General features: G+C 75.0%; 25 protein-coding genes. 7 read left to right on the top strand and 18 right to left on the bottom strand.

Going from position 1 to position 26,588, the window contains the following annotated elements:
- Nucleotides 1-16: 16 nt before the first annotated feature.
- On the bottom strand, nucleotides 17-1,288 hold the full coding sequence (locus FB380_RS18945) for an endo-1,4-beta-xylanase (RefSeq protein ID WP_166756854.1): 1,272 nt from the start codon (nucleotides 1,286-1,288) through the stop codon (nucleotides 17-19).
- Between the two features lie 105 nt (nucleotides 1,289-1,393).
- On the opposite strand from FB380_RS18945, the gene FB380_RS18950 reads away from it, so the two are divergent.
- The 4 genes from FB380_RS18950 to FB380_RS18965 are packed head-to-tail and all read left to right on the top strand — an operon-like array spanning nucleotide 1,394 to nucleotide 5,686.
- Nucleotides 1,394-2,689 (top strand): ABC transporter substrate-binding protein, encoded by a 1,296-nt coding sequence (locus FB380_RS18950; RefSeq protein ID WP_166756855.1) that lies wholly within the window; start codon nucleotides 1,394-1,396, stop codon nucleotides 2,687-2,689.
- Nucleotides 2,690-2,696: 7 nt separating this feature from the next.
- Nucleotides 2,697-3,680, top strand: a complete 984-nt coding sequence (locus tag FB380_RS18955; RefSeq protein WP_166756856.1) for a carbohydrate ABC transporter permease — start codon at nucleotides 2,697-2,699, stop codon at nucleotides 3,678-3,680.
- A gap of 37 nt (nucleotides 3,681-3,717) precedes the next feature.
- Nucleotides 3,718-4,554 carry a carbohydrate ABC transporter permease gene (locus FB380_RS18960; protein ID WP_166756857.1) on the top strand — a complete coding sequence of 279 codons (837 nt, stop codon included), beginning with the start codon at nucleotides 3,718-3,720 and terminating at the stop codon, nucleotides 4,552-4,554.
- A 43-nt stretch (nucleotides 4,555-4,597) separates the two neighbouring features.
- The gene (locus FB380_RS18965; protein ID WP_208383697.1) at nucleotides 4,598-5,686 is read left to right on the top strand and encodes a LacI family DNA-binding transcriptional regulator; all 1,089 of its coding nucleotides are present in this window, start codon (nucleotides 4,598-4,600) and stop codon (nucleotides 5,684-5,686) included.
- Between the two features lie 132 nt (nucleotides 5,687-5,818).
- Here the strand turns inward: FB380_RS18965 and FB380_RS18970 are convergent, their stop codons facing one another.
- The 9 genes from FB380_RS18970 to FB380_RS19010 all read right to left on the bottom strand — a co-directional run bounded on the left by FB380_RS18970 (nucleotide 5,819) and on the right by FB380_RS19010 (nucleotide 14,366).
- The gene (locus tag FB380_RS18970) at nucleotides 5,819-6,661 is read right to left on the bottom strand and encodes a pseudouridine synthase (RefSeq protein ID WP_166756858.1); all 843 of its coding nucleotides are present in this window, start codon (nucleotides 6,659-6,661) and stop codon (nucleotides 5,819-5,821) included.
- Between the two features lie 149 nt (nucleotides 6,662-6,810).
- Entirely contained in the window at nucleotides 6,811-7,719 is a 909-nt protein-coding gene (locus FB380_RS18975) for an aminoglycoside phosphotransferase family protein (RefSeq protein WP_166756859.1), read from the bottom strand.
- A gap of 52 nt (nucleotides 7,720-7,771) precedes the next feature.
- Nucleotides 7,772-8,935 carry an SMC-Scp complex subunit ScpB gene (gene scpB / locus FB380_RS18980; protein ID WP_166756860.1) on the bottom strand — a complete coding sequence of 388 codons (1,164 nt, stop codon included), beginning with the start codon at nucleotides 8,933-8,935 and terminating at the stop codon, nucleotides 7,772-7,774.
- Nucleotides 8,932-9,756, bottom strand: coding sequence for a segregation and condensation protein A (locus tag FB380_RS18985; RefSeq protein WP_166756861.1), 825 nt, complete (start codon nucleotides 9,754-9,756; stop codon nucleotides 8,932-8,934). The genes scpB and FB380_RS18985 overlap by 4 nt, the downstream gene beginning before the upstream one ends.
- 109 nt (nucleotides 9,757-9,865) lie before the next feature.
- A complete protein-coding gene (locus FB380_RS18990; protein ID WP_166756862.1) occupies nucleotides 9,866-10,390 on the bottom strand; it encodes a hypothetical protein in 525 nt (174 codons plus the stop codon).
- A 61-nt stretch (nucleotides 10,391-10,451) separates the two neighbouring features.
- Nucleotides 10,452-11,375, bottom strand: coding sequence for a ParA family protein (locus tag FB380_RS18995; protein ID WP_166756863.1), 924 nt, complete (start codon nucleotides 11,373-11,375; stop codon nucleotides 10,452-10,454).
- A gap of 331 nt (nucleotides 11,376-11,706) precedes the next feature.
- Complete coding sequence (xerD, locus tag FB380_RS19000; protein ID WP_229682316.1) at nucleotides 11,707-12,678, bottom strand: site-specific tyrosine recombinase XerD; 972 nt, start codon at nucleotides 12,676-12,678, stop codon at nucleotides 11,707-11,709.
- Nucleotides 12,657-13,772 carry an alanine dehydrogenase gene (gene ald, locus FB380_RS19005; RefSeq protein WP_166756864.1) on the bottom strand — a complete coding sequence of 372 codons (1,116 nt, stop codon included), beginning with the start codon at nucleotides 13,770-13,772 and terminating at the stop codon, nucleotides 12,657-12,659. Before ald ends, xerD begins: the two co-directional genes overlap by 22 nt.
- A 150-nt stretch (nucleotides 13,773-13,922) precedes the next feature.
- Nucleotides 13,923-14,366, bottom strand: a complete 444-nt coding sequence (locus FB380_RS19010) for a winged helix-turn-helix transcriptional regulator (RefSeq protein ID WP_166756865.1) — start codon at nucleotides 14,364-14,366, stop codon at nucleotides 13,923-13,925.
- Between the two features lie 124 nt (nucleotides 14,367-14,490).
- Here FB380_RS19010 and FB380_RS19015 point away from each other — a divergent pair, with 124 nt between their 5' ends.
- Nucleotides 14,491-15,363, top strand: coding sequence for an aldo/keto reductase family oxidoreductase (locus tag FB380_RS19015; protein WP_166756866.1), 873 nt, complete (start codon nucleotides 14,491-14,493; stop codon nucleotides 15,361-15,363).
- A gap of 70 nt (nucleotides 15,364-15,433) precedes the next feature.
- Here the strand turns inward: FB380_RS19015 and FB380_RS19020 are convergent, their stop codons facing one another.
- Nucleotides 15,434-15,973 (bottom strand): dihydrofolate reductase family protein, encoded by a 540-nt coding sequence (locus FB380_RS19020; RefSeq protein WP_166756867.1) that lies wholly within the window; start codon nucleotides 15,971-15,973, stop codon nucleotides 15,434-15,436.
- Entirely contained in the window at nucleotides 15,970-16,902 is a 933-nt protein-coding gene (locus FB380_RS19025; protein ID WP_166756868.1) for a helix-turn-helix domain-containing protein, read from the bottom strand. Before FB380_RS19025 ends, FB380_RS19020 begins: the two co-directional genes overlap by 4 nt.
- A 154-nt stretch (nucleotides 16,903-17,056) precedes the next feature.
- On the opposite strand from FB380_RS19025, the gene FB380_RS19030 reads away from it, so the two are divergent.
- A complete protein-coding gene (locus FB380_RS19030) occupies nucleotides 17,057-17,680 on the top strand; it encodes a hypothetical protein (protein WP_166756869.1) in 624 nt (207 codons plus the stop codon).
- A 174-nt stretch (nucleotides 17,681-17,854) separates the two neighbouring features.
- Here the strand turns inward: FB380_RS19030 and FB380_RS19035 are convergent, their stop codons facing one another.
- Nucleotides 17,855-18,268 (bottom strand): GlcG/HbpS family heme-binding protein, encoded by a 414-nt coding sequence (locus tag FB380_RS19035; RefSeq protein WP_166756870.1) that lies wholly within the window; start codon nucleotides 18,266-18,268, stop codon nucleotides 17,855-17,857.
- 203 nt (nucleotides 18,269-18,471) lie between these two features.
- Here FB380_RS19035 and FB380_RS19040 point away from each other — a divergent pair, with 203 nt between their 5' ends.
- Entirely contained in the window at nucleotides 18,472-19,032 is a 561-nt protein-coding gene (locus tag FB380_RS19040) for a DUF2231 domain-containing protein (RefSeq protein ID WP_166756871.1), read from the top strand.
- 12 nt (nucleotides 19,033-19,044) lie between these two features.
- Here FB380_RS19040 and FB380_RS19045 read toward each other — a convergent pair whose 3' ends face one another.
- The 5 genes from FB380_RS19045 to murJ are packed head-to-tail and all read right to left on the bottom strand — an operon-like array spanning nucleotide 19,045 to nucleotide 26,545.
- Nucleotides 19,045-19,629 carry an NUDIX domain-containing protein gene (locus tag FB380_RS19045; RefSeq protein ID WP_166756872.1) on the bottom strand — a complete coding sequence of 195 codons (585 nt, stop codon included), beginning with the start codon at nucleotides 19,627-19,629 and terminating at the stop codon, nucleotides 19,045-19,047.
- A complete protein-coding gene (locus tag FB380_RS19050; RefSeq protein ID WP_341800233.1) occupies nucleotides 19,629-21,368 on the bottom strand; it encodes a CTP synthase in 1,740 nt (579 codons plus the stop codon). The genes FB380_RS19045 and FB380_RS19050 overlap by 1 nt, the downstream gene beginning before the upstream one ends.
- Nucleotides 21,325-23,772, bottom strand: a complete 2,448-nt coding sequence (locus tag FB380_RS19055) for an alkaline phosphatase family protein (protein WP_166756873.1) — start codon at nucleotides 23,770-23,772, stop codon at nucleotides 21,325-21,327. The genes FB380_RS19050 and FB380_RS19055 overlap by 44 nt, the downstream gene beginning before the upstream one ends.
- Nucleotides 23,769-24,920, bottom strand: a complete 1,152-nt coding sequence (locus FB380_RS19060) for a glycosyltransferase family 4 protein (RefSeq protein ID WP_166756874.1) — start codon at nucleotides 24,918-24,920, stop codon at nucleotides 23,769-23,771. Before FB380_RS19060 ends, FB380_RS19055 begins: the two co-directional genes overlap by 4 nt.
- Nucleotides 24,917-26,545 carry a murein biosynthesis integral membrane protein MurJ gene (murJ, locus tag FB380_RS19065; protein WP_166756875.1) on the bottom strand — a complete coding sequence of 543 codons (1,629 nt, stop codon included), beginning with the start codon at nucleotides 26,543-26,545 and terminating at the stop codon, nucleotides 24,917-24,919. The genes FB380_RS19060 and murJ overlap by 4 nt, the downstream gene beginning before the upstream one ends.
- Nucleotides 26,546-26,588 lie beyond the last annotated feature (43 nt).

Raw genomic sequence — 26,588 nt, forward strand, 5'->3', positions numbered from 1 at the left:
CAGGGTGGTGCACCGGTCAGGGCAGGGTGACCACCGCAGTCGGCGCGTCGGCCCGCAGCTGCCAGGAGGCCGTGCCGCCCGCCGCCGAGACCGCGTAGTCGCCGGCCCAGCCGCGCACGGCCACCCGGCCCTCGCCGTCGGTCCGCAGCCGCGTCGGGGCCAGCCACCACTCCTCCTTGACCAGGCCGCGGAGGGCGTCGTACGCCGGCTTCGGCGTGCCGTCGGCGCGCACCAGCCCCGCGGGGGCGCCGAGCCACGCGCCCTGGTCGGTGATCCCCCAGTAGGTCACGGCCTGCACCGCAGGGTGGGCCAGCAGGGTCCGGTAGTGCCGGACGACGTCCTCGGCCTGCCGCTGCTCACCGGCCGGCGTGGACGGCCACTCGTCGACCTGGTGGTCGTTGAGGTCCACGATCTCGGCCGGCATGAGGTCGCCGGCGACCAGGGTGGTCTCGGTCCAGTGCAGCGGCAGCCCGTAGCGGGCGAACCGGTCGCAGACCTCCTGCGTCCGCTCCTCGCCCCAGTAGCCCTGGTGCATGTGGCTCTGCAGGCCGATCGCGTCCACCTGCACCCCGGCTTCCAGGACGCCCTCGATCAGGCACTCGTAGGCCGTGCCGAGGTTGAAGTCGTTGAGGACCAGCGTCGTGGCCGGGTCCGTGCCGTGCGCCTCCTCGAAGGCGAGCCGGATGGTGGGGATCCGGCCGATCCGCCGGCACAGCCGGGTGATCGCGTTCTGCCGCTCCTCGTTGCTGAACACCGGCATGATCACGACCTCGTTGATCGCGTCCCAGGTGTCCACCAGGCCGGCGAAGGAGGAGACCTCCCGCCGCACCCGGGCGCGCACGATCTCCTCGACCTCGGCGTCGGTGTGCTCCCGCAGCCAGTCCGGGGCCAGCGTGTGCCAGACCAGCGGGTGGCCCTTGACCGCCACGCCCCGGTCGCGGAACCAGCGGGCCGCGGCCTGCAGGCGTGCGGTGTCCGGCCGGCCCTCCGCGGGCTCGAACCCGGCCCAGTAGAAGGGCAGCGTCGCGGTGTTGAAGACGTCGAGGAACAGCTCCTCGAGCCGCCCGGCAGCCGCCGGGTCGGCGCCGCCGAACACGTTCTCCCGGCCCGCCCCCTGCTCCTGGTTGGCCAGGCCGACGAAGTCGAACCCGATGTTGCCGAACGCGAACTCGTGCCGGGTCTGCTCCACCAGCACCTCGGTGTCGGCACAGGGCGAACCGTCCGGGCGCCGGACCGTGAGGGTGGCGTCGATCGAGCGGACCGCGTGGACGGCTGTGTCGGGGGTCATGTGCGAAATCGTTATCGACATCGATTGACAACGCAAGTGTGCGCTGCGACCTTCGACAACGTGTTGCACGCCACTTCGGCGTGCGAAGTGACGAAGGGGTCAGACATGCGGCGTTCGGGGCGAGCAGCTCTCTCGGTGCTGTGCGGCAGCGCGGTGCTGTTCACGGCAACTGCCTGTGGTGGCGGTGAGGACAGCACCGCAGCAGGAAGCGACGACAACACGATCACCTGGTGGCACAACTCCAACAACGAGCCGGGCCGCGGCTACTACGAGCAGGTGGCCGCCGACTTCGAGGAGGCCAACCCGGGGACCGAGGTCGAGGTCGTGGCCATGGCCCACGAGGACATGGTCGACCGGCTGGCGGCCGCCTTCCAGAGCGGTGACCTGCCGGACGTGTACATGGAGCGCGGTGGCGGCGAGCTCGCCGACCACGTGGAGGCCGGCCTGGTCCAGGACCTCTCCGAGGAGTCCGCCGAGGCGATCGACAAGCTCGGCGGCAACGTCTCCGGGTGGCAGGTCGACGGCCAGACCTACGCGCTGCCCTTCTCCCTCGGCGTCGTGGGCTTCTGGTACAACACCGCGCTCTTCGAGCAGGCCGGGATCACCGAGGCGCCGCAGACGATGGAGGAGCTCTACGCCGCCATCGACAAGCTGAAGGCCGCGGGCATCACGCCCATCTCGGTCGGCGCGGGCGACAAGTGGCCGGCCGCCCACTACTGGTACTACACGGCGCTGCGCGCCTGCGGCCAGGACGTCCTCGAGGACGCGGTCACCAGCCTCGACTTCACCGACGAGTGCTTCGTGCAGGCCGGCGAGGTCCTGTCGGAGCTGCTGGACACCGAGCCGTTCAACCCCGGCTTCCTCACCACGCCGGCGCAGGAGGGCGCCTCCTCCGCCTCCGGCCTGCTCGCCACCGACCAGGTCGCGATGGAGCTGGCCGGCCACTGGGAGCCCGGCGTGATGCAGGGCCTGACCGACGACGGTGCCGGCCTCGGCGAGAACACCGGGTGGTTCGCCTTCCCGGCCATCGAGGGTGGCGACGGCGACCCCGAGGCGCAGCTCGGCGGCGGCGACGCGTGGGCCGTCTCGACCGGCGCCACCGACGGGTCGGTCGACCTCGTCAACTACCTGCTCTCCGACGAGGTGCAGACCGGGTTCGCGGAGAACGACATGGGGCTGCCGACCAACCCGGCCGCCACGAGCGCCGTCTCCGACCCGGCGCTCGCCCAGCTGCTCGAGGTCCGCGACGCGGCCCCGTACATCCAGCTGTACTTCGACACCGCCTTCGGGCAGTCGGTCGGTGGCGCGATGAACGACTCGATCGCCCTGCTGTTCGCCGACCAGGCGACGCCGCAGGACATCGTGGACGCGACCATGCAGGCCGCCGAACTGGAGAAGTGATCCACCGATGACCGAAGTGACCGCTGCGCCGGCGGCGACGTCCTCCGGCGCAGCGGTCACCCGGGGCGGCGCAGACGCCCCCCGGGTGACCGGCCGTCGTCAGGGCGCCAAGCGCCGGCAGCGCCTCGAGATCCTCCTGTTCGTGACGCCGGCCCTGGCGTTGATGGCGCTGTTCGTCCTCTACCCGGTCTTCTCCGCGGCCCGGATGTCTCTGTACAACTGGAAGGGCTTCGGCCCGATGGTCGACTTCGCCGGCCTGGACAACTACACGCGCGTGCTGCGCGACGAGGTGTTCACCGACGCGGTCATCCACAACTTCATCATCGTGTTCGCGTCGATCGCGGTGCAGCTGCCGCTGGGCCTGGCGCTCGCGCTTCTGCTCAACCGGCGCATCAGGGGACGCGGGCTGCTGCGGACGATCGTCTTCGTCCCCTACGTGCTGGCCGAGGTCATCGCCGGTGTCGTGTGGTTCCAGCTGCTGCAGCCCCGCACCGGGCTCCTCGAGCAGGCCGTGTCCTCGGTCGGGCTCCCGGTCCCCGACCAGGGGTTCCTGGGCACCCCCGACCTCGCGCTGGCCACCGTCTTCGTCGTCCTGACGTGGAAGTACCTCGGCCTGGCGGTGCTGCTCTTCCTCGCCGGGCTGCAGGGCGTCCCCGACGAGCTGCACGAGGCAGCGCAGCTCGACGGCGCCTCGTGGTGGCAGGTCCAGCGCCGGATCGCCGTCCCGCTCCTGGCACCCACCATCCGCACCTGGGTCTTCCTGTCGATGATCGGCTCGCTGCAGCTGTTCGACATGGTCTGGATCCTCACCGGCGGTGGCCCGGCGAACGCGACGACGACGATGGTCACCTACCTGATCAGCATGGGCACGCAGCGCAGCAACTACGGCATCGCGGGTGCGGCGTCCGTCGTGCTCTTCCTCATCGGCTTCGTCATGGCGCTGGCCTACCAGTTCCTGGTGCTGCGCCGCGACACGAAGGCCGACGCATGAACCACATCGAGCAGGCACCACGAGGGGGACGGCGCTGATGGCACGGCGAGCAACCGCGTACGGACGGGGCGGCCCGTTCGTCTACCTGGTGGCACTGCTGGTCGTGGCGGTCACGCTCGGCCCGGTGCTCTACGGCGCCCTGGGCGGCTTCCGCACCAACGCCCAGCTGGCCCGCGATCCCGCCGGTCTGCCCGACCCGTGGGTGTTCAGCAACTACACCAACGTGCTGAGCAACCCGTCCTTCTGGCAGTACACGCTCAACTCGACCGCGATCGCCGTGATCACCACCGCGGTGGCGGTGCTCGCCGGCGTGATGGCCGCCTACCCCCTGGCCCGCTACCAGTTCAAGCTGCGGGAGCCGCTGTTCCTGGTCTTCGTGCTGGGGTTGCTCTTCCCGGCCGCGGTGGCCATCATCCCGCTGTTCATCCTGGTGACCCAGGACCTGGGGCTCGGTGACACCTGGTGGGGCGTCGCGCTGCCGCAGGCGGCGTTCGCGCTGCCGGTCACGGTCGTGATCCTGCGGCCGTTCCTGGCGGCGCTGCCCAAGGAGCTCGAGGAGGCGGCCATGCTCGACGGCGCGAGCCGGGTGGGCATCTTCTGGCGGATCGCGGTCCCCCTGTCGATGCCGGCGCTGGTCACGGTCGGCGTCCTGGCCTTCGTCACCTCCTGGAACGCCTACCTCCTCCCGCTGCTCCTGCTGCGGGGCGAGACGCGGACCCTGCCGCTGGGCGTCGCCGACTTCTCGACCCAGTACTCCGCCGACACCGCGGGGGTGCTCGCGTTCACCACGATCGCGATGATCCCGGCGCTCATCCTGTTCCTCGCGATGCAGGGGCGGATCGTCAGCGGGCTCCAGGGCGCGGTGAAGGGATGAGCCGGGCGACCGGGACCGGTTCCGGAGCAGGAGAGGGTGGTCGGTGAAGCTCGACTCGACGCCGGACGACGTCGTCCCGGCCCTGCTCGGGGGCGGGGGTGCGGGCACGACCATGCCCGCTCCCCCGCTGCGCGGCCGGGTGACGATGCAGCAGGTCGCCGCGGAGGCCGGGGTCTCGATCTCCACCGTGTCGAAGGTGATCAACGGGCGGTACGGCGTCTCGGCGGACACCGTCGACCACGTCACCCGGGTGATCGACCGGCTCGGGTACGAGGCGAGCCTGATCGCGCGCAGCCTGCGCAACCGCCGCACCAACGTCGTGGGCGTGCTCGTCATGGACTTCGAGCCGTTCAGCACCGAGGTGCTCAAGGGCGTCGCCGACGCCATCCACGGCACCGGCTACGAGCTGATCGCGTACTCCGCCGGTGGTCACGTGGAGGCGCGGGAGGGCTGGGAGCGGCGGTCGCTCACCCGGCTCATGGCGACGCTGGTCGACGGTGCCGTGCTGGTCACGCCGACGGTCACCGACGTGCAGGCCGACGGCCCGGTGGTGGCGGTCGACCCGCAGGCCGGGCCGTCCGCGCTGCCCGCGGTCGCCGCGCACAACCTCCAGGGCGCCCGGCTCGGGGTCGAGCACCTGCTCGAGCTCGGGCACACCCGGATCGGCATGATCACCGGTCGCTCGGACCTGATGTCCGCGCAGCAGCGGGAGCAGGGCTACCGCGAGGCGATGGCGGCTGCGGGGCTGGACGTCGACGAGGCGCTCATGCCCTCCGGCGGGTTCGAACCGGACCTCTCGCAGGTGGCGGCCCGTGAGCTGCTGTCCCGCGCTGATCGGCCGACCGCGGTGTTCGCGGCGAACGACCTCTCCGCGCTGGCGACGCTGGAGGTGGCGCGAGAGCTGGGCATCGAGGTGCCCGGTCAGCTGTCGGTCGTCGGCTTCGACAACATCCCGGAGTCCGTGCTCGCCGAACCCCCGCTGACCACGGTGCAGCAGCCGATCCGCCGGATGGGCCAGGAGGCCACCGAGATGCTCCTGGCCCTGATCGCCGGTGAGGACGTGCACGACCTCGACCGGACCCTGGACACCTCGCTGGTGCTGCGCTCGTCCACCGCGCCGCCCCCGTCCTGACCTCCCGCGAGGTCGACGTCCGGCCCAGGTCATCCGGCCCAGGTCATCCGGCACCGGGCCGGTGACCTGGGCCGGATGCGTTCCACGGGCGCGGGGCGCATTCCGGCGCGGGGCCCTCGGGCCCCGCGCCGGCTACATGCCGACGAGCTCGTGCAGGGCCCCGACCTCGGTGCGGGTGAGCTTGCGGATCGTGCCGCTGCGCATCCGGGCCAGCTCGATCGGGCCGATGGCGGTGCGGGTGAGCCGGTTGACCGGCAGCCCGACCTCGTCGAGCAGCCGGCGCACGACGTGCTTGCGGCCCTCGTGCAGCACGACCTCCACCACCGACTGGCCGGCGTGGGTGTCCACGACCTGGAACGAGTCGACGACGACGGGGCCGTCCTCCAGCTCCACGCCCTTGCGCAGCCGGCGGGTGACGTCCCGCGACACCGACCCGCTGACCTGCGCGAGGTAGGTCTTCTTCACCTCGTACGAGGGGTGCGCCAGCCGGTGGGCGAGCTCGCCGTCGGTGGTGAGCAGCAGCAGGCCCTCGGTGTCCTGGTCCAGCCGCCCGACGTGCACCAGCCCGCTGGCCAGGTCGCCCATCATGTCGCCGACGGTGGGCCGACCGCGGTCGTCGCTCATCGAGGTGATGACGCCGAAGGGCTTGTTCATCGCGTAGGTGACCTTGTCGTTGCGGATGTCGATCCGCCGGCCGTCCACGGCGATGACGACGGAGTCCGGGTCGACCCGCCGGCCCTGCACCCGCACGACCTGGCCGTCCACCGAGATCCGGCCCTGGTCGATCATGTCCTCGCACACCCGGCGGGAGCCGACGCCGGCCCGGGCGAGGACCTTCTGCAGCCGTTCGCCGGTGGCGTCGTCGTCGGGCTCGGTCGGCTCGGCGTCCCGGGGGTGCGCCGGGGCGAGCTCCATGTCCTCGGACCAGCCCTCGCCGCTGGAGGTGGTGGGCGTGTCGTCTGCAGTCGTGTCCATCCCCACCAGTCTCCCACCTCGCCGGGCCGCCGATCACCACACGGCGGACGCGCGACGGCGGCGGCTGAGCGGGCGGCGGCCGGGGGACGGTCGTGGCCGGCGGTCGGCGGAGCCGCGACGGGGGCGGGGCGGCGGGGGCGGGGCGGTGGTCAGCCGGCGTCGGCGAGCACCTCGGCCAGGGCACGCTGGGCCTGGGCGACCATGCCGGGGTTCGTCGTCCAGTAGTACGGCAGCGCGATCACCGCCTGCGCCAGCGCCCAGCCGCGGCCGCGGAGCCGGACGGCCTCGTCGGCGCCGAGGGCGGACAGGAAGACCGCGCGACCGGCGGCGTCGAACAGGTTCCAGGCCGGCAGCAGGTCGACGGCCGGGTCACCGATGGTGAGCAGGCCGAAGTCGATGACCGCCGAGAGCCGGCCGTCGGTGAGCAGCAGGTTGCCCGGCAGCAGGTCCGCGTGCAGCCAGACGTCCGCACCCGACCACGGCGGCACGGCCACCGACTCCGCCCAGGCGGTCCGCACGGCGACCGGGTCGACCCGGTCCCCCAGCGCCTCGACGGACGCCCGGACCGCGGCGTCCAGGTCGGCGAGCGGGCCGCCACGACCCCCGGGCCCCCGGCGGGGCGCTCCCGTGGTGTCGATCCGGTGCAGTGCGCGGATGAAGGCCGCCAGGTCGCGCGCGGCCAGCTCGGACGCCGCCCGGTCACCGCCGTCGAGGGCCCGGGCGTCGGTACCGGGCAGCCAGCGGTACACCGACCAGGCGTGCGGGTAGCCGGCGTCCGGCTCGCCCAGCGCCACCGGCTGCGGGACCGCCAGCGGGAGGGACGGCGCCAGCCGCGGCAGCCAGGTCGCCTCCCGGGCCGCCTGACCGGTCGCCGCCGGGACCAGCGGCAGCCGGACCACCAGCTCGCCACCCAGCCGGTAGAGGTCGTGGTCGGTGCCGGCCGACGCCACCGGGCGGACCGGCAGGCCGGCCCACCCGGGGAACTGCCGGGCGACCAGCCGGCGGACGAGCGCGGCGTCGGTCGGGGCCTGCCCCGCGTGCATCGGGGTGCGTGGCATCGGCGCCACCCTGCCCGCCGCCGCAGTGCGGCGGCAACCCGGTTCCGGGCGCTCAGGCGTCGGGGTGCTCGTCCACCATCGCGCCGGTGTCCGGCAGCAGCGGAGCCAGCTCGGGCAGCTCGTCGAGGCCGGTGAGCCCCAGCCGCTCGAGGAACAGCGGCGTCGTCACGTACAGGCCGCCGCCGGTGTCCGGGTCGGAACCGGCCTCCCGGATCAGCCCACGGGAGACCAGCGTGCGGACGACGGCGTCCACCCCCACCCCGCGGATCGCCGACACCCGCGCCCGGGTCACCGGCTGCCGGTAGGCGATGACGGCGAGGGTCTCCAGCGCCGCCTGGGTGAGCCGGCTGCGCTGGCCCTCCAGCAGGTGCCGCTCCACGACCGCGGCGTGCTCCTCCCGGGTGTAGAGCCGCCACCCCTCCCCCACCCGGCGCAGGGTGACGCCGGCCCGCCGGCCGTCGTAGTCGGCGGCGAGCGCCGTCAGCTCCGCCCGCACCCGGGGCACCGGGCAGCCCAGCGCCGCGGCCAGTGAGCCCTCGTCGATCGGGGAGTCCACGACGAACAGCAGCGCCTCCAGCCCGCCGCGCAGCGCCGCCGGGTCCAGCTCCTCGGCCGTCGGCCCGTCGGTGACCGGGTCGGCGGCGACGGCCTCCTCCACCGGGGCCTCGGGCTCGGGCACCACCTCCAGCTCGACCGGCGGTGCCGCCGGTGCCCGGCCCAGCGGAGCGGGCTCGGTGTCGGGCCCGTGGTCGGTGCCGGGTGTGGGCTCGGGTCCGTGGTCGGTGCCGGGCGCGGGGACGCCGGTGCCCGGCCGGCCGGTCGGGGCGCCGAGGTCGGCGGCCAGCTGGGCGGCCACCTGCCCCCAGCCGGCGGCGACGGCCTCCTCGTCGTGCTCCTCCAGCGTCGCGGCCAGCTCGGCGGCGACGGCGTCCCAGGAGAACGGCGCCGGCGCCGCCTTGTCCGCACCCTCGACGTCGTGCGGCCGGGCGCCGTCCGCCGCAAGGCCGTCCGCCGCAAGGCCGTCCGCCGCAAGGCCGTCCGGGTGCTCCGTCGTCTCGACGTCGCCCGGCGGGAGGGCGTTCGACGGGTCGCCGTCCGGCTCGGCGTCCTCCGACGGGACGTCGTCCCGCTCGACGTGGTCCGACGGGACGCCGCCCAGCTCCACGTCGCCCGGCGGGACGCCGTCCGGCTCGGCGTCGTCCGGCTGGTCGCTCATCCGTACTCCTCCAGGTGTTCGGCGGTGTCCGCGTCGATCTCGTCCGGCAGCCGGCCGCCGACCAGGGCCGGCCCGGTCCAGCGCACGTGCAGCTCCCCCAGCGGCGCGACCTGGTCGAAGGTCACGAGCTGCTGGCGGTAGAGCTCCAGCAGGGCCAGGAACCGGGCGACCACCTCCAGGGTGTGCGCGCAGTCGCTGCTCAGCGCCCGGAACGTCGCCGTCCCCGCGGTGGCGATCCGGCTGCGGACCAGCAGCAGCTGCTCGGTGACGCTGACCGCGGGGGCGTGCAGGTGGGACACGCTCACGGTCGGGGGTGGCTTGGGCACCAGCGCCGCGTGCGCGATGGCCGCGAACTGCTCGGGGGTCACCCCCAGCAGCACCTCGGGCAGCAGGTCGGCGAAGCGCTGCTCCAGGTCGGCGTTGCGGGGGAAGCGGCGGGCCGCCTGCGCCTCCCGGCCGCGCAGGAACTCCGCTGCCCGCTTGTAGGCCCGGTACTGCAGCAGCCGGGCGAACAGCAGGTCGCGGGCCTCCAGGACGGCGAGGTCGTCTTCGTCCTCCACGTCCGCAGCGGGCAGCAGCCGGGCGGCCTTCAGGTCCAGCAGGGTGGCGGCGACGACCAGGAACTCACTGGCCTGGTCCAGGTCGAGCTCGTCGCCCAGGGCCCGCAGGTGGGCGATGAACTCGTCGGTGACGGTGGACAGCGCGATCTCGGTGACGTCGAGCTTGTGCTTGCCGATCAGCTGGAGCAGCAGGTCGAACGGGCCCTCGAAGTTGGTCAGCCGGACGGTGAACCGCCCGTCGCCGGCCTCCCCCGTCGTCATCGGACCAGCCTAGGAGCCCGTCCCGCGCCCTCGGCTCCCCAGCCCCGGCCGGCCCTCCTGCAGGGTCCTGCCACGAGCGCGCGGGGGGTGGGGGCAGGAGGGCCCGTCGTCAGTGCTTGCGCAGCCGGCGGACGAGGACGGAGTTCTCGCCGTGCACCTCGAGGTCGTCCAGCAGGACGGCGATCGCCTCGCGGACGATCCGCCCACGGTCGGTGGCCACGCCGTGCTGGCCGCGCAGGGTCAGCCGGGCGGTCTCCAGGGCGAGCAGCTCGTCGGCCGAGCAGTAGACGGTGATCTTCTCCTCGTGCCGGGTGCGGCCCTTCTCGGTGCGCGCCCGGGTCTGCTGCGGCCGGAGCGGTGCGGCTGCGGGCATCGTGGCCCGGTGCGCGGCCAGCTCGTCGACCACGATCCGCGGCGCACCGCCGGCGACGTCGGGCACCAGGGCGAGCGGGGCGGGCTCGGCGGGGGTCGCGGGCTGGCCGTCGCCGGCCCGCGCGCCGTTGGAGCGCAGTGCCGGCGAGGACTGCGTCGCGGCCAGCGTCGTCAGCTCGGTGACCGGCGCCGGCTGCGCCGCCGGGGTGTCGGTCATCCGGAACAGCTCCGAGGCGCCCGGGAGCACCGGCCGGCGCGTCACGAGGTCACCTCGACGCCGTCCGTCGACCGCACGACGTGGGGTGCACTGCTCGCCGACCTGCTCACAGGGCGAGCACCTCCTTGGCGAGGTCCCGGTACGCCGCGGCGCCGGAGGACGTGGGCGCCCACTGGGTGATCGGCTGCCCGGCGACGGTGGTCTCCGGGAAGCGGACCGTGCGGGAGATGACCGTCTGGAAGACGGTGTCGCCGAAGGCCTCGACGACCCGGCTGAAGACCTCCCGGCAGTGCACGGTCCGGGTGTCGTACATCGTGGCGAGGATCCCGGAGATCTCCAGGGACGGGTTGAGCCGCTCCTTCACCTTGTCGATCGTGTCGACGAGCAGGGCGACGCCGCGCAGCGAGAAGAACTCGCACTCCAGCGGGATGATCACGCCCTGCGCGGCGGTGAGCGCGTTGACCGTCAGCAGCCCGAGGGAGGGCTGGCAGTCGATGAGCACGTAGTCGTAGTCCTGACGCACCGCGGCGAGCACCCGCATCAGGGTCTGCTCGCGGGCCACCTCGCTGACCAGCTGCACCTCGGCGGCGGACAGGTCGATGTTGCTGGGCACCAGGTCCAGCCCGGGGATGCCGGTGGCGACGCGGACGTCGGCCAGCGTGGTCGCCGGCTCCATCAGCGCGTTGTAAATCGTGCGGTCCAGCCCCTGGGCCGGGACGCCGAGCCCCACCGACAGGGCACCCTGCGGGTCCAGGTCGACCAGCAGCACGCGGCGGCCCTGCTCGACCAGGGCGGCACCGAGGTTGATGGTGGACGTCGTCTTGCCGACGCCGCCCTTCTGGTTGCACATGGCGATGATCTGCGCCGGCCCGTGCGAGGTGATCGGCTTGGGGTCGGGCAGCTTCCGCTGCCGGGCCCGGGCGGGGTCGACGCGGCTCGTCGGGACGCCCATCTCGGCGTCGTCCGCCGGGGCCCCTCCGCGCGGGAGCGCGACGGCGGAGGCCGCCGCCTCGGCTCGTCTCGACGACATCGCTTCTGCCTCTTCCCTGGACTGTGCGGACCACGGCTCCCGGACGGGAGCGCGGCGGGGAACGCGCGCTGCCGGCAGGGGGAAGCCGCCGGTCCGTTCTCCCGGCCCTGTTCTCGGCAGGCCCGCCGCCGACCGTGACCACCCGGGGCAACATGTCGACATCCGGTTCTCCCGACCGCTCCTGACCGCCCCGGCGCCCGCACCGGCGCCCGTCCCGGCGCCCGCCCCGGTCCACCGACGAGATCGGGCTGGGGGCTGCCTCCCGGACTCCGAGACAGCCATCAGCCCGATCTCGGTGCGGGGCTCGGCGCTCAGCGCCGGCGAGCGGGGCTCAGCGCAGGGCGCGGGGGTGGCTGGTGGCGTAGACCTCGCGGAGCCGCTCGACGGTGACCAGCGTGTAGACCTGCGTCGTCGTCACCGAGGCGTGCCCGAGTAGTTCCTGCACGACCCGGACGTCGGCGCCGCCGTCGAGCAGGTGGGTGGCGAAGGAGTGCCGCAGCGTGTGCGGGGACAGCTCGGCGGAGATCCCGGCCCGCTCGGCGGCGTCCCGCAGGATCGACCAGGCGCTCTGCCGGGACAGCGCCCCACCGCGGGCGTTGAGGAACAGCGCGCCGCCGCGGACCCCGGACCGGCTCTTCTCCGCCAGCGCGGGGCGGGCCCGCACCAGGTAGTCCTGCACCGCCGTGACGGCGTAGCTGCCGACCGGGACGACCCGCTCCTTGCCGCCCTTGCCGGCCAGCCGCACCGCGGCCGAGGCCAGGTCGAGGTCGTCGACGGCGAGCCCGACGGCCTCGGAGATCCGCGCGCCGGTGCCGTAGAGGAGCTCCAGCAGCGCGCGGTCGCGCAGCCCCCGCGGCCCCTCGACCGACGCCGCGGCGCTGAGCAGCGCCTCGACGTCGGCCACCGGGATCGCCTTGGGCAGCCGCCGGGCGGGGGCGGGTGGGCGGACCTCCGCCGCGACGTCGTCGCTGACCAGCCCGTCGAGCAGGGCGAACCGGTGCAGCCCGCGGACGGCGACCACCGCGCGCGCGGCCGAGGTCGCCGACAGCGGCGGGTGGTCGTCGTCCCCGGAACGGAGGGCGACGAGGAACGCGCTGACGTCGGACTCCCCCACCTCCCCCAGCCCGCGCACCCCGCCGGCGGCGAGGAACTCCGCGTACCGGCGCAGGTCCCGCCGGTAGGAGGCGATGGTGTTGGCGGCCAGCCCGCGCTCGACGGTGAGGTGGTCGAGGTAGCCGGTGATGGTCCGCTCGACGGCGGGGCCGGCACTGGTGACGGCCGTCAGGACAGCACCTCCTGCCACGGGACGCTGGGCAGGCCGTGCGCCTCGGCGACGCCGGCGTGCACGAGCTGCCCGCCGGCGACGTTCGCGCCCCGGGCGAGCGCCGGGTCGGCGGCCAGCGCGGCGGCCGTGCCCTGCTCGGCCAGGGCCAGCACGTAGGGCAGCGTGACGTTGGTCAGCGCGTAGGTGGAGGTGTGCGGCACCGCGCCGGGCATGTTGGCCACGCAGTAGAAGACCGAGTCGTGCACGGCGAACGTCGGGTCGTCGTGCGTGGTCGGCCGGGTGTCGGCGAAGCAGCCCCCCTGGTCGACGGCGATGTCGACCAGCACCGAGCCGCGCTTCATCCGGGAGACCAGCTCGTTGCTGACCAGGGTGGGCGCCTTGGCGCCGGGCACCAGGACGGCGCCGATGACCAGGTCGGCCTCCAGCACCGCCCGCTCGACCTCCAGGGCGTTGGAGGCGACGGTCTGCAGGTGCCCGCGGTAGAGCCGGTCGGCGGCCCGCAGCTTCTCCAGGTCCCGGTCGAGCACGGTGACCTGGGCCTGCATGCCCAGCGCGATCGCGGCGGCGTTCATCCCCGACACCCCGGCGCCCAGGACGACGACCTTCGCCGCGTGCACGCCGGAGACGCCGCCGAGCAGCATGCCGCGGCCACCGGAGGCCCGCTCCAGCGTGTGCGCGCCCACCTGCGGGGCCATCCGGCCGGCGACCTCGGACATCGGGGCCAGCAGCGGCAGCGCGCCACCCTCGGTCTGCACGGTCTCGTAGGCGATGGCCGTGGTGCCCGCGGCCAGCAGCGCGTCGGTGCACTCCCGGGACGCGGCCAGGTGCAGGTAGGTGAAGAGGGTCTGGCCGGCGCGCATCCGGCCGAACTCCTCGGCGATCGGCTCCTTGACCTTCAGCAGCAGGTCGGCGGTGCCCCACACGTCGTCGGCGGTGGACAGGATCTTGGCGCCGGCCGCGGTGAAGTCGGCGTCGGGAATCGAGGAACCGACCCCGGCGTCGGCCTCGACGACCACCTCGTGCCCGGCGGCGACCAGCTCGGTCACCCCGGACGGGGTGAGCGCGACCCGGTACTCGTGGTTCTTGACCTCTCGGACGACTCCGACCCGCATCTCCACCGACTCCTGATCTCGGCAGCCGGCCACCGGGATGTCGGTGGTGCCACCGCGTCTGGGCGTCCCGGTCCGGGCGCGCCTCGCGCGGAGTGTAGGCACGGACGGCGCCCGGGGTGTGTCAGCGGCCACGTCCGGCCGGTCGTCGGGTCAGCCGACGCGGTCGTCGTACGCGGCGCGCCGGGCGAGCACCTCGTCCATGTGCGACTGGGCCCAGGCCTTGACGCCGCGGATCGTCTCGTACAGCGAGAGGCCGAGGTCGGTCAGCTCGTAGGTGACGGTGACCGGCACCGTCGGGGTCACGGTGCGGGTGAGCAACCCGTCGCGCTCCAGGGAGCGCAGCGTCTGGGTGAGCATCTTCTGGCTGACCCCGGCCAGCAGGCGGGACAGCTCCGAGTACCGCATGGCCCGGGGCCCGCCCGTGCACCCGCCGCCGTCCGGATCGGGGCCGCCGGTGCCGAGCGCGCCCAGGACCAGCGTCACCCACTTGTCGGAGATGCGGTCCAGCAGCTGGCGGCTGGGGCAGCCGGCCAGGAACGCGTCGTACTCCGCCTTGCTCTGCGCCCGCTGCTCGGCCGCCGTCATCGTGACCATGCCCGCCCCTCTCACTCCTGGGTGCCCTACGCACTCCCAGGTGCCTGCTTCCCGATGGGGAGTCCGGTCGGCATCTTCGTCCCCACAGCCACCAGGCACCATCCCCCACCCGAGAAGGCAGCACATGACCACGCTCTCCACCTCCCTCCCCGGCGGCAGCCGGACCCTCGGCGACCTGCGCGTCACCCGGTTCGGCTACGGCGCCATGCAGCTCGCCGGCCCCGGGGTGATGGGCCCGCCCGCCGACCGCGACGGTGCGCTCGCCGTCCTCCGCGAGGCCGTCGCCCTCGGCATCACCCACCTCGACACCAGCGGCGCGTACGGGCCGCACGTCACCAACGAGCTGATCCGCGCGGCGCTGCACCCCTACCCCGGGTCGCTGCACGTGGTCACCAAGGTCGGGGCCACGCGGGACGGCGACGGCGGCTGGCCCGTCGCCCGGAAGCCGGCAGACGTGCGCCGCCAGGTGCACGACGACCTGGGCACCCTGGGGCTCGAGGCCCTCGACCTGGTGTACCTGCGGATGGGCGACGCCACCGGGCCGCGGCCGGAGTCGCTCGCCGAGCCCTTTCAGACCCTGGCCGAGCTGCAGCAGCAGGGCCTGGTCCGGCACCTCGGCGTCAGCAACGCGACCCCGGACCAGGTCGCCGAGGCGCGGTCGATCGCGCCGGTCGTGGCGGTGCAGAACATGTACAACCTGGCCCACCGGCACGACGACGCGCTGGTCGACGACCTGGCCGCCGACGGGATCGCCTACGTCCCCTTCTTCCCGCTCGGCGGCTTCACCCCGCTGCAGTCCGCGGCGCTGTCCACGGTCGCCGCCCGCCGGGGTGCGACGCCCATGTCGGTCGCGCTGGCCTGGCTGCTGCAGCGGTCGCCGAACGTCCTGCTGATCCCGGGGACGTCGTCGGTGGCGCACCTGCGCGAGAACGTCGTCGGCGCCGGGCTCCGGCTCGCCACCGAGGACGTCGCCGCCCTGGACCGGATCGGCCGCTGACCGACCCGGCCGGCCCGGTGCGGCGCGCACGGGTGATCGGTGGCCGTCCCGCGCGCCGGGTGGACTCCGGTCAGGCCGGGGACGGCGGGCGCTGGACCGTGTACCGAGCGCAGGCCAGGTCGCCGTTGCGGACGACCTCCTGGAGCGCGAGCTCGACCCGGCGCGGCAGCAGCGGTGCCCCGGCGCCCAGCGTGACCGGGGCGATGGCCACCACCACCTCGTCCAGCAGGCCCCGGTCGGCGAACTGGCCGGCCAGGTCCCCGCCGCCGACGACCCAGACGTCGCGGCCGGCCGCCGCCTCGACCATCGCCGCGTGCACCCGGGACGGGTCCTCGGCGGTGAACCGGAGGTCGGCGCCGGGTGGCGGCGTGAGGTCCCGGTGGGTGAACACCCAGGCGGGCTTCTCCGGCAGCCAGTCGGGGTCGTGCTCCCGGACCCACAGGTAGGTGGTCGCGCCCATCGCCAGGGCGCCGATCCCGGTGATGAAGCCGTCGTACCCCATCGGGCCGGCGGAGTCGGTGTCCCGGCTCAGCAGCCAGTCCAGCGAGTGGTCGGTGGTGGCGATGAAGCCGTCCAGCGAGGTGGCGGTGTAGTAGACGGTGCGGGTCACGAGCTCCTCCTGCTCAACCAGTCGATCGGGTCGCCGGCGTCCACCCCGACGCCGGCGGCACGGAACCAGTGCCGGGCCAGCTGCCGGCGGTGCGCGCCGAAGGTCAGCACGTGGGCGACCACGCTGCCCAGGACGAAGGTCTCCGGCGGGTCGCAGAGCGCATCGACCAGCCGGTCACCCCAGGCGCCCCGGCGGGAGACGTCGCGCACGAAGGCAAGCCACCGCGGCGCGGCCGCGTCGTGGCGGGCCAGCAGGGCGACCGGGTCGTCCGCGGCGCGGTCGGGGTGGTCGGCGCCCTCGACCGAGGCCAGCCACACCTCCGTCGTCCAGACCAGGTGGTCCAGGACCGCGGCCAGCGACTCCTCCGGGCCGTCCCAGGGCAGCACCTCCAGGCCCGGCACCCGGGGCCGCCGGTACTCCTCGTCGGGCAGGCCCTTCGCGAGCTCGAGCAGGGCGCGGGTGTCCTCCAGGGCGTGGTGCACCAGCAGGGCGGTGACCTCGTCGCCGCCGCGGGGACCCTGCACACCGGTCACCCACAGCGAGGTGGGCGGGTGGAAGTGGACGCCGTTCGGCGCGGGCAGCCAGTGGGCATCACGACTCCGCGCGGTGCCCGGCTGGCCCGGGGTCCGGCCGTAGGCCCGGCGGAACGCCCGGCTGAACCCCTCCACCGACTCGTAGCCGGCGGCGAAGGCCACCTCGGTCACGCTCGCGCCGCCGGCCAGCTGCCAGGCCGCGCGTTCCAGCTCCACCCGGCGGCGCAGCGCCACCGGCGACTCCCCCACGCCCCGGGCCACCTGCCGGCTGAAGTGCCAGGGCGAGGAGAAGGCGTCCCCGGCCATGTCGGCGAGCGTGCGGTTGTCCTCGTCCAGCACGGCGTCCAGCAGCTCACGGAGCCGGTCGCGCCCGGTGGGGACCTGGTCCGACGTCATGGGAGGAGTCTGTCCGTCAGCCGGGCGCCGGCGCCCGACCGTTCTTGCTCGGATCGCCGTCCCGGCCGCGGTGACGGACCATCCCGGGGACCGTGCCGCCACACCACCGTGCCGCCACACCACCGTGCCGCCGACCCACCTCCGGAGCTGCCCGATGCGCCTGTACGCCGACCACCCCGCCGTCCGCACCCGGCAGCTGGCCGCCGACCTGGGGCTGCTGGTCTGGGCGGTGCTGTGGGTGCTGGTCGCCCGGGTGGTGCACGGCGCGGTGCTGGTGCTGGACGCCCCCGGCCTCGCGGTGGCCGACCTGGGCCGGTCGATCTCGGACTCGATGGGCACGGCGGCCCGCGTCGCCGACGGGACGCCGCTGGTCGGCGACGAGCTGGCCGCCCCCTTCGGTGCGCTCAGCGACGCCGGCAGCTCGGTGACCGGCGCCGGCCAGGACGCCTCCGACGCCGTGCACACCCTGGCCGCCGTGCTCGCCGTCGTCCTGGTGCTGCTGCCGGTGGGCTGGCTGCTGCTGCGCTGGCTGCCCTGGCGGCTGGGCTGGCTGCGGGAGGCCCGGGCGACCGACCAGCTGCTCGGCGGGGTGCCGGACCTCGACCTGCTGGCCGCCCGCGCGCTGGCCACCGCGCCGCTGCCGCAGCTGGCCCGCCTGCCAGCCGGCACCGGGGCCGGCTGGCGGGCGGGCGACCCGGCCGCGCTGCACGCGCTGGCCGGGCTGGAGCTCGACCGGCTCGGGCTCCGCCGGTCAGATGGCGATCAGCTGACCGGGTAGTCCCGGTCCGCTCCTCGGTCGCTGGCGCTCCCTGCGATGCTCCCGGCGTCAGCTGACGGACCCCCTCGGTCCGCTCCTCGGTCGCTGGCGCTCCCTGCGATGCTCCCGGCGTCAGCTGACGGACCCCCTCGGTCCGCTCCTCGGTCGCTGGCGCTCCCTGCGATGCTCCCGCCGTCAGCTGACGGTGTACCCGCAGGCCGCGACCGCGGCGGCGCAGACGTCCTCGTCCTGCTGGCCGGTGCCGCCGCTGCCGCCCAGCGCGCCGAGCAGCGTGCCGTCGGAGTACACCGGCACCGCGCCCGTCTGCGGGGTGAACTTGCCGTTGGTCATCGTGGTGATCGCCGAGGCGAAGTTGGGCATCGGCTCCATCTTCGCCTTCTGCGCCGCGCTGGGAGCGCCGTACGCGGCCGCCGTCCAGGCCTTGCCCTGGGCCACGTCGGCGGAGATCCACGGCGCGCCGTCCATCCGGACGAGCGCGACGAGGTGGCCACTGGGGTCCATCACGGCGAAGGACATCGGGACGCCGAGCTTCGTCGACTCCTCGCGGGCGGACTGCAGCAGGGACAGGGCCTGGTCATGTGTCAGCACCGGGACACCTTCCCCGTCGGCGGGTCCGGGGGCAAACCGGCAGGCCCCTGTCCGACGACGGCTGCGCCCCCGGACGTCCTGGAGAGGCGGGGCGATCGAGGTCCGGCCGCCCGAGGACGTGCTCCGGCACGCCGGCCGGAGAAGGCGACTTCCCGGCGGGGAAAACGGTCGCGGGCCGTGTCGACCGGCGTAGCTTCCCCCTCATGAGCGGCATGTCGCTGCCGCGCCGCGCTGCCCACGCGGTCGCGGGGAGCTCTGTCTCCGAACGGGTGGCCGACGCCCAGGCGTTCGTCTACGCCCCCCTGCTCGACTGGGCGCGACGCAGCCCGCTGCACAGCGACGTCCTCGGGCACTCCCTGCACCCGGCGCTCACCGACCTCACGATCGGTTGCTGGACCAGCGCGACCCTCCTCGACGTCGTCGGCGGGTCGGCCTCTCGCCACGCGGCGACCCTGCTGACGGGCGCAGGGGTCGCGGTGGCGGTGCCGACCGCCCTGGCCGGCGCCGCCGACTGGGCGGAGATGACCGGCAGCCGGCGCAGGGTGGGAGCCGTGCACGCCGCGGGCACCGACATCGCGACCTTCCTCTTCGCCTGGTCACTGGCGGCGAGGTTGGGCGGTCGGCACGCCACGGCGGTCCGGCTGGGAGTGGCTGCCAACCTGGTCATGGCGGCCGCCGCGTTCCTGGGCAGCCACCTCGCACTCAACCGGGGCACCGCACGCCGGCCGTCGGAGGGGATCAGGCAGCCCGTGCGCCCCGGCTGACCGCGTCGTCCGTCAGACCCCGTCGAGCGGGCGGAGCTGCGGCGAGCCGGCCCGCACCTGCGCGGCGGCCAGCACCCCGATGACGGCGAGGGAGTTGCGGATCGTCCCGTCGAACACCCACTGGACGGCCTGGGCCAGCGGCACCCGCTCCACCGTCATGTCCAGCTCCTCGTGCTCGACGGTGAAGCCGTCGGGGCGGGCGACGTCGCTGAGCCCCTCGGCCAGGTAGAGCACCACGAGCTCGTCGCAGAAGCCCGGCGAGGGGTGCTGGGTGGTCAGCAGCGACCAGCGTTCGGCCGACAGCTGCACCTCCTCCGCCAGCTCGCGGCGGGCGGCGTCCACCGGGGGCTCGCCGTCGACGTCGAGCAGCCCGGCCGGCACCTCCCACAGGTGCGCCCCGACGGGGTGCCGGTACTGGCGGAGCATGACCACCCGGTCCTGGTCGTCCAGGGCCACGACGCCGACGGCGCCGGGGTGGTGCACGACCTCGCGCACGCTGTCCCCGCCGCCGGGCATCGCCACGGTGTCCTTGCGCAGCGAGATGATCCGGCCGGCGTAGACCTCCTCGGAGGCCACGACGTCGTACTCGTGCGCCATCAGATGCCGACCTGCTCGTCCTCGGGCACCGGCAGCCGGGCGGCGTCCTGGTAGCCGGCGGCGGCCTGCACGAAGGCGGCGAACAGCGGGTGCGGCCGGGTGGGCCGGCTCTTCAGCTCCGGGTGCGCCTGGGTGCCGACGAAGAACGGGTGGACGTCAGCGGGGAGCTCGGCGAACTCGACCAGGGTGCCGTCGGGCGAGGTGCCGGAGAAGACCAGCCCCGCCTCGGTCAGCCGGTCCCGGTAGGCGTTGGCCACCTCGTACCGGTGCCGGTGCCGCTCGGTGATCTCGGTCGCGCCGTAGGCGGCCGCGACGACCGAGCCCTTCTGCAGCGCGGCCGGGTAGCTGCCCAGGCGCATGGTGCCGCCCATGTCGCCCCGGCCGGCCACCACGTCGAGCTGGGTGGCCATGGTGGAGATGACCGCGTCGGGCGTCTCCGGGTCGAACTCGGTGGAGTTGGCGTCGGCGATGCCGGCCAGGTCCCGGGCCACCTCGATGACCATGCACTGCAGGCCCAGGCACAGGCCCAGGGTGGGGATGCCGTTGACCCGGGCGTGCCGGATCGCGCCCAGCTTGCCCTCGATGCCGCGCACCCCGAAGCCGCCGGGCACGCAGACGCCGTCCACCCCGGCCAGCGCGGCCGCCGCGCCCTCGGGGGTCTCGCAGTCGTCGGAGGGAACCCAGCGGATCTGCACCCGCGAGCGGTGGGCGAACCCACCGGCCCGCAGCGCCTCGGTCACCGAGAGGTAGGCGTCGGGCAGGTCGATGTACTTGCCGACCAGCGCCACGGTGACGGTCTGCTTCGGGTCGTGGACCCGGTCCAGCAGGTCGCCCCACACGGTCCAGTCGACGTCCCGGAACGGCAGGCCCAGCCGGCGGACGACGAAGGCGTCCAGGCCCTCGCGGTGCAGCACCTTGGGGATGTCGTAGATCGACGGGGCGTCGGGGCAGGAGATGACGCCCTCGGCCTCGGTGTCGCACATCAGGCTGATCTTGCGCTTGAGGCCCTCGGAGATCTCCCGGTCCGAGCGGCAGACCAGGGCGTCGGGCTGGATGCCGATGCTGCGCAGCGCGGCGACCGAGTGCTGGGTCGGCTTCGTCTTCAGCTCACCGGAGGGGGCGATGAAGGGGATCAGCGAGATGTGCAGGAAGAAGCAGTTGTCCCGGCCGATCTCGTGCCGCACCTGCCGCGCGGCCTCGAGGAACGGCAGCGACTCGATGTCGCCGACCGTGCCGCCGACCTCGGTGATGACCACGTCGACCCGCTCGGGGCCGTCGGCCCCGGCGAGGATGCGCGCCTTGATCTCGTTGGTGATGTGCGGGATCACCTGCACCGTGTCGCCCAGGTACTCCCCGCGCCGCTCCTTGGCGATCACGTCGGAGTACACCTGGCCGGTGGTCACGTTGGCCCGGCCGGTCAGGTCGGTGTCCAGGAACCGCTCGTAGTGCCCGATGTCCAGGTCGGTCTCGGCGCCGTCCTCGGTGACGAACACCTCGCCGTGCTGGAACGGGTTCATCGTCCCCGGGTCCACGTTCAGGTACGGGTCGAGCTTCTGCATCGTGACCCGCAGGCCACGGCTGGAGAGCAACGCCCCCAGAGAACTTGCTGTCAGTCCCTTGCCCAGTGACGACACGACGCCGCCGGTGACGAAGACGAACTTCGTCGGCTGGGAGTTGGGGAGAAGAGGTCCGCGGTCACGAGGTTCTGCCAGTCGACCCACGGACGCCCACGTTAACACGGGCTCCCGGGGCCTCCCGCGCAGAGCCTGACGACGCCTCCGGCGCAGAGCCCGGCACCGGTCCCGGCAGCTGCCGGTCGGCCCGGTCGCCGTCCGGTGCGCCGGCGACCAGCCACACCAGCAGCGGCACCAGGACGGTGGCGGCGGTGGCCGGGAGGGCGACGCCGCTGTCGTTGACCAGTGCGCCCAGGGTCAGGCTGAGCGCGATCGCGACGAGCGCGGCCCGCAGCACCCGCAGGTCGTCGGCGGGCAGGCCCGCCGCCGACCGGCCGGGGCGGCTGCGCAGCAGCCCACCGGGGCGCAGCAGCCACACCGCGGCGACCAGTGCGACCAGCAGCATCCAGGCCAGCGGGCTGCCCAGCAGGATGTTGAGGTTGGCCTGGGCCTTCCGGCTCACCACGGTCCAGGCCTGGCCGTCCAGCAGCTGCCCGACGAAGCGGCCCAGGTGGCTGCGCTCGTCGGCCGGGCCGAGCCAGTCGAGCACCGCGACGGTGCCGACGGCCAGCACGGCGACGGCCAGCACCGCCACGAGCCGGACGACGGTGACCCGGATCCGGCCCAGCAGCATGCCGAGCACCAGGAACCCGGGGACGGCGGCCAGCACGCCGCCGAAGTCCCGGCCCAGTGACGGCGCGCCGATCACCCCCACGGTGCCCAGCCCGGCCACCAGCACCGGCAGCAGCCAGTGCCGGCGGCCAGGCGTCCCCGCCCGGCGGGCCACCGCGGCAGCCGCCGCGGCGGTGAGCAGCAGGGAGCTGACCGCCAGCAGCCCGAAGCTGAGGTTGCCGTACCCGGTGAACCGACCGGCCACGATGGCGTCGTAGCCCAGCAGCCCGTCGAGCTCCAGGTGGGAGCCGGTGAGCACATCGCCCACCAGGGTGGCCAGGGTGACCACCAGGACGGCGACCGCCGGGCCCAGCCGGGTCCGCCGCCACGGCCCCAGCGCGGCCACCGCGGTCACCGCGAGGGCGCAGCCGAGCACCGAGCCCGCCAGCGCCACGCGCGGCGCCGGGCTGAGCTCCCAGGGCACGAGGTTGGCCAGGTAGGTCGACACCGGGACGGCGGCCACGGCCAGCGCGGCGACCCGCAGCGCCGCCGTCCGCCGCGGTCCCGGCGTGCGTCGCTGCAGCCAGCTGCGCACCCGCCCGCGGCCCCGGCCCGGGAACCACCCACCGGCCCAGCCACCCAGCCCGAGCAGCCCCAGCACGACCACGGCGCCGTTGAGCACCACCAGCAGCCAGAAGGTGGTGCTGGTGCTGCGGTAGTGCACGACGGCCCGGGTGTTGATCTGCTCCAGCTCGGCGATCGCGGTCGCGAGGTCCGGCCGGTCGCCGGCCACCCGGAACGGCTGCCCGTTCATGGAGGCGACCCGCTCCAGGCCGAGTGCCTGCAGGATCGTGGGCGCGACGTCGATGAGCTGGACGAAGGGCGCCCGTCCGGTGCTGGCGCTGGTCAGCCAGCCCGGGGGGACGCCCGGGCCGTGGGCCAGCCCCACGTGCAGCTGCGGCCGGCCGCCGTTGACCTCCGACACGCCCTGCAGCAGGACGAGGGTGTCCCCGGGCAGCTCGGCCACCGCGTCGCGGACCCGGCCGACCGTCTCGTCGATGACCGTCAGCGCCGCCTCCCGGCGGGAGGGCTGGGTGCCGGTGTCGCTCTCCTCGACGACCGGGGCGGCGGCGTCGGTGAGCTGGTCCAGCGAGACGACGGTGAGCGGGCAGGCGGCCAGCAGCGCGGCGACCTCGGCGGGCTCGGTCGGCAGCCGGTCGCGGACGGTGAACTCACCGGTCTCCCCCGCCACCGCCAGCGAGCCGGCGCGGCCGACCACCGTGCTGCACTCCACCGCCTCACCGAGCGCACCGGGCTCGGCGCCGAACCGGGCGGTCGCCTCGTCGGCGGCCACCCGGGCGACGGTCCGCCGCGGCTCGGCGAGCCCGACCTCGGCCACCTGCTCCTCCAGCCCGCACCAGGACAGCCGGGTGTCGGGCTGGACGGCGGCGGGGTCCTCCTCGGCGCCGTCCAGCGCCACGCCGTCCTCGTCGAGCGGGACGCTGGGCACGGGCACCGGGGGCACCGGCTCGACCGCGCCCGGGTAGCGGGCCCGGTTGCCGGCCCCCAGGGTGGCCCAGCCGTCCAGCAGGCAGGTGGTGGGCCGGGCGGCCCGCACCGACAGCGCCCCGATGGCCGACTCCTCGGCCAGCGCCCAGAGCTCGGGGGTGCGCTCGGGGTCCAGGTCCGACCAGGTCAGCCCGGCGACGCCGACGTCCACCACCCGGGTGGCCGACCACGGTCCCTCGGGTGTGGCAGCGGCGGCGGGGCCGGCCGCGCCCCCGAGCAGCCCACCGAGCAGGGCGAGGAGGACCAGGCAGGCCGGGAGCAGCCGCGGGAGGGCCCCGGCCCGGCTCATCGTCGCCCCTCGGGCGGCCCGAGCAGCTCCCGGTAGAGCTCGACCAGCGCGGCCGCGGTGGCCGCCTCGTCGGGCCAGCTGGCCGCCTGACGGGGGCCGGCCGCCCCCAGCCGGGCGATCTCGGCGGGGTCGGTGAGCACCCGGGCAACGGTCTCGGCCAGGGCCGCGGCGTCGCCGGCGGGCACCAGCTCCGCGGCGTCCCCGACCAGCTCCGGGATCCCGCCCACGGCCGTGGCGACCAGCGGCGTCCCGGCCCGCAGCGCCTCCTGGGCGGTCAGCGACCGCGCCTCCCACACCGAGGGCAGCACGCAGGCGTCCGCGGCGCCGAGCAGGTCGGCGACGTCGGTGCGCCGCCCCAGCAGGGTCACCGGCAGCCCCTCGGCGGCGATCCGCCGGGAGAGCTCGTCGGCCAGCGGACCGTCCCCGGCGATGGCCACCAGCGGCTCCGGCCGCAGCCGCGGGTCGGCCGACCACCGGCGGACGGCGTCCAGCAGCGAGTCGTACCCCTTCTGCGGGTGCAGCCGCCCGATGGCCACGACCAGCGGCCGGCGGTCGTCGTCGAGCCCGAACTCGCGCCGGACCTCGCGACGGTCCCGCCGGGCTGGCTCCAGCGGCGGGGCGGAGACCGGGGCGACCCGCACGTCCCGTGCACCGAGCCGGCGGGCGTTGTCCGCCAGGTCGCCGGACGCGGCCAGCACCACGTCGGCGCTCCGGACGGTGGCCCGCTCGGCGGCCTGCAGCACCCGGCGGCGGACCCCGCCGCCCTCGGGCAGCGCGTTGTGCAGCGTCAGCACCAGCGGCCGGCGACGCCGCCCGGCCGACGCACGGGCCGCCGCGGCGACCAGCCCGGCCCGCAGCCCGTGGGCGTGCACCAGGTCCGCCTCCGCGGTGGCCCGGCGCAGTGCGCGGACGGCCCGCAGGTCGGCGACCGGGTCGAGCCCCGCGGAGATGCCCACCGGGCGGAACTCCGCGCCGGTGGCGGTGAAGCCGAACAGCTCCTCGGTGGCCTGCGGGCCGCAGACCCGCACGGACGCACCGGAGCGTCCCAGCGCGGACAGCACCGAGCGCAGGTGCGTGCCGACGCCCCCGGTGCTGGTGGCCAGCACCTCGGCGATCCGGCGTCCGGCCAGGAGAGGCTGTTCGCTCATCGGTCCCCTCCTGGTGCCCCGGCGCCCCGCAGGCCCTGGACGGCCGCGGTCAAGGGCCGCCGGGAGGTCCCCATCATGACCGCCGCGGCGACCACGAGCACGACCCCGCCGGCCGCCAGCCCGATGCCGACCGCGGCGAGCACGCCGTCCTCGGGCACGGGGTCGGCGCCGAGTGCCCGCGCGGTGAGCAGGCCGGCCGCACCCGCGAGGACGCCGGCCAGCAGCGCCGGGCCGCCGGTGCGGGCCAGCCCGGCCAGCGCACCGGCGCCGACCTGCCGGGCCACCACGAGCACGAGCGCCGCCCCGGCCACGGTGACGCCGATGCTGTGCCCGGCGGCCAGCGCGAGCGCGCGGTCGGCCGGGGGCAGCACCGCCGCCAGCACGAGGTCCGCGGCGACGGCCACCAGCCAGCCACCGACCACGCAGACCGTCGGCGCGCGCCACGTCCCCCGGGCGTACAGGGCGCGGGTGAGCAGCGCCACCAGCCCGTAGCCCACCAGGCCGGGGGCGAAGGCGGCGATCGCCGACTGGAGCGCGCCCGCGGCGCCGGCGTTCTCCGGTGCGGCCAGGAACACCCGGGCCATCGGACCGGCGACCGCGACCAGGCCGGCCGCGGCCACCGCACCGCTCACCACGGTGAGGACGACGGCCGGCGCCAGCGCCCGCCGGTACCCGTCCTCGTCGCCGACCGCGGCCCGCTCGGTGAGCCCCGGGTAGACCGAGGTGGCCAGGGGCACGGCGAGCGCGGCCCACGGCAGCAGGAAGACGGTCATCCCGGCGAAGTAGGCGACCTGGGTGCCGTCGGGCGCATCGGCGGCCAGCCGGATCGCCACCAGGGCGACCAGCTGCTGGCCGGCGAGGGTGAGCACCCCGGCCAGCGCGAGGCGGCGCACCCGGGGCGCCGCCCCGACCGGGAAGCGGAGCGAGGGCCGCAGCCCCAGCCGCAGGCCGCGCAGCGGCACCAGCAGGGACGCCGCGAGCGCGAGGACCCCCAGCGTCGTCCCCACCCCGAGCACCAGCTCGGCCGTGGTGGACAGCTCCCCCACCGTGCGGCTGCCGTCGAGGCCGGCGAACAGCAGGTAGGCGGAGGCGACCACCAGGGTGGACAGCAGCGGCGCCAGCGCCGGCCCGGCGAACCGGCGGTGCGCCTGCAGCACGCCGGTCAGCACCACCGCGATGCCGTAGAGCACCACCTGCGGGGCGAAGACGAGCAGGAAGCGGGCGGCGAGCTCCACCTCGGCCGGGTCGTCCCCGAGCAGCGCCTCGGCGATCGGCCGGGCGAACAGGGCGAGCAGCCCGGCCAGCGGCACCAGCACCAGCAGGGCCCAGCCCAGCAGCGCGCCGGCCGTGCGGCGCACCTGCTCCCGGTCCCCAGCGGCGATCCCCCCGGCGAGCATCGGCACGACGAGGCTGGCCAGCGCACCGCCGGCGACCACCTCGAAGACGATGTTCGGGACGTTGTTGGCCGCGACGTAGGTGTCCGCCGTGCTGCCGGCGCCGACGGCGTTGGTGAACACCACGGTGCGCCCGAACCCGGCCAGCCGGGCCAGCACGGTGAGCACCGAGATCAGCAGCGCCGCCCCGGCCACACCCTGCACGGCCCGCCGGCGGGTGGTGCTGGTCATCGCCGGCCCCGCCCGCGGGGACGTCCCCCCGGGTGCTGCACGA

It is taken from the genome of Modestobacter marinus, from assembly GCF_011758655.1.
Lineage (GTDB): Bacteria > Actinomycetota > Actinomycetes > Mycobacteriales > Geodermatophilaceae > Modestobacter > Modestobacter marinus.